This window comes from Rhodococcus sp. YH3-3, from assembly GCF_001653035.1.
Lineage (GTDB): Bacteria > Actinomycetota > Actinomycetes > Mycobacteriales > Mycobacteriaceae > Rhodococcus_F > Rhodococcus_F qingshengii.
The window spans coordinates 1-813 of record NZ_BCWH01000033.1 but is presented as its reverse complement, the minus strand read 5'-3'; the positions used below and the strand labels follow the sequence as shown (position 1 = coordinate 813).

Below are 813 nucleotides of genomic sequence, written 5' to 3'. Positions count from 1 at the left end.
AAGAGGTACCTGTGGCCGCTCGGATTGCTGATTCCACTCAGCCCGTTCCTCTCCTGGATTCTCGTCGACAACCTTCGTCTCGGATTGTTCTGGGCGACCGGCGCGTGGCTACTGGTCATCGTCATCCCGATCATCGACATGCTGGCCGGTGAAGACGGCGAAAGTCCGCCGGACGATGCGATCCCACGACTGCAGAAGGACCGCTACTACCGCTGGTGCACTTACGCGTTCCTCCCCTTGCAATACGCCGGTCTGGTCTTCGCCTGCTGGTGCTGGATCAACGCTCCGATGGGAATCGCGGAGAAGATCGCGATGTCGTTCACGGTGGGCGTCGTCGCCGGCGTCGGTATCAACGCGGCCCACGAACTCGGCCACAAGAGCGAGAAGATCGAACAGTGGCTCGCGAAAGTGGCGCTTGCGCAATCTCTCTACGGGCACTTCTACGTGGAACACAATTTCGGCCACCATGTGCGTGTAGCTACTCCGCAGGACCCGGCCAGCTCACGGTTCGGTGAGAGCTTCTGGAGGTTCTTGCCACGAAGTGTGTTCGGCGGGCTGCGTTCGGCATGGCGCATCGAGAGCGCTCGACTCCAGAGGAAAGGCAAACGAACCTGGAGCTTCGAGAACAATATTCTCAACGCTTGGGCGATGAGTGTTGTCCTCTTCGCGACGCTGATCGGTATCTTCGGTTGGGAGGTCGCGCCCTGGCTCCTGCTGCAGGCAGTTGCCGGATTCACCTTCCTCGAAGCCGCGAACTACCTCGAGCATTACGGCCTGCTGCGTGGCAAGCGTGCCGACGGCTCGTACGTTCGC

The 813-nt window shown here is 60.6% G+C and carries 1 protein-coding gene; it reads left to right on the top strand.

Annotated features, from left to right (window positions below; all coding sequences use genetic code 11):
- The coding region (locus tag YH3_RS34695; RefSeq protein WP_064445176.1) for an alkane 1-monooxygenase at nt 1-813 on the top strand (813 nt) is incomplete at both ends.